Annotated in this window: 2 protein-coding genes; both read right to left on the bottom strand. The window is 59.5% G+C overall.

Annotated elements, in window-relative coordinates:
• A partial coding sequence (locus tag AC1DUU_RS31915; RefSeq protein ID WP_476787299.1) for a glycosyltransferase family 2 protein occupies positions 1–940 on the bottom strand: 940 nt, incomplete at its 3' end.
• The coding region (locus AC1DUU_RS31910; protein ID WP_476787298.1) for a hypothetical protein at positions 937–1,449 on the bottom strand (513 nt) is incomplete at its 5' end. The genes AC1DUU_RS31915 and AC1DUU_RS31910, both read right to left, overlap by 4 nt.

Genomic DNA, 1,449 nt, shown 5'->3' with positions numbered 1-1,449 from the left:
TGAGGGCATATTGCGCAACTCCCTGCATCTCGGGAAACTTCGCTAGCACAGCGAATGCCGCATAGATCCATGCAAGTCGCCCGCCTCCTTCCCGCAACGCGATTCGGGCAGTCTGCAGTGGATATGCTCCAAAGAGCAGCAAGAATGCGGGATGCAATGCCACCGCGCCCAGCAGCGCGACCAATGGCAGAAGGCAGCCCCAGAGCAAGGCACGCAGAACGTTGCGTCCCCATATACCTTCAGGCGATCCAAGATGACGATGCGCCACCTCCGCGAAGGCGTGACCGGCGCGTTTCGACCTGTTCCACCATTGGCCAAAGCGCGTGATGTTCGCATCGTGCAGCGTCATCTCGGCATCCAGTCGGTAGATCTTCCAGCCGACGGAGCGCAGACGTACACACATTTCCGGTTCCTCGCCGGCAATGAGGTCCGCCGAATAGGCGCCGACAGCTGCCAATGCGCCAACACGCGTCAGGCAATCGCCGCCACAGGCGAGCGCGTCGCCAATCGGCGTATCCCATTCGCGATCGCACAAGGCGTTGTAGAGCGTCGCATCCGGGAAGCGTTCTCGACGACGGCCACAGGCGACCGCGTAATCTGGATTTTCGACAAGAAATCTTGTGGCCTTTGCCAGCCAGCCTTCGACGATCTGACAATCGCCGTCGACGAACTGCATAAATTCAGCTTCCGGAACCAGCCTGCGGAGTTCGGAAAATCCTGAATTGCGCGCCCGCGCCGCTGTGAACRGAATGGTCATGTCAAGCCGGACAACGGTTGCGCCCAGTCTTTCTGCCGCCTCGGCGCTGCCGTCAGTAGAGCCGGAATCGACATAGACCGTCGTTGCGAGACGCTCGCCGAGGCTTTCGAGACAGGTGATCAGGCGGGGCCCCTCATTGCGGCCGATCACCACAACGCCAACCGTTGGAACAGCAAGGTTCATGAGCGGAACGCCACCAGCACACCTTCAAAAGTCGTTCCATAGCCGGCTTGATAACGCACGAAGGAAAACATCAGGATAAGCAGCACGAGCAGTGCGGTAGTCGCCATATCCTGGCGGAAAAAGGCGATCTGCTCCCGGTACTGCCCAAACAGGATCGGTATGTAACGGCTGAGTTCGCTGGCGGCGATCATCACGATYGCGCCGGCGATTCCGTAGAACTGCAAACCTAGCGGGATGGCCACGACCATGAACACGAGTTTCGCCATATTGCCCGCCGCCCCATAAAGTGGCCGGCCCAGACCGAGCAGCGAATATTCCGATATCGTGCACAGGAGTGAAAACCAGACGCCGAGAAGCAGGATTGGCAGAATCCATCCCGCATCATGATAGCGCGTGTCGTAGATGAGCCAGACAGCGAAATCGGACACCGAAACGCCGAAACCGATGCAGACGGCGAAGGCAAGCAGGAGCTTCAGTCGCAATGGGCCCATCTCGCCGCGGAGCGCGGT

The sequence above is a fragment of the Aminobacter sp. P4_H6_2 genome (assembly GCF_056400805.1).
Note: the sequence above shows the minus strand (reverse complement) of the source record. Positions and strands in the feature narration are given on the sequence as shown.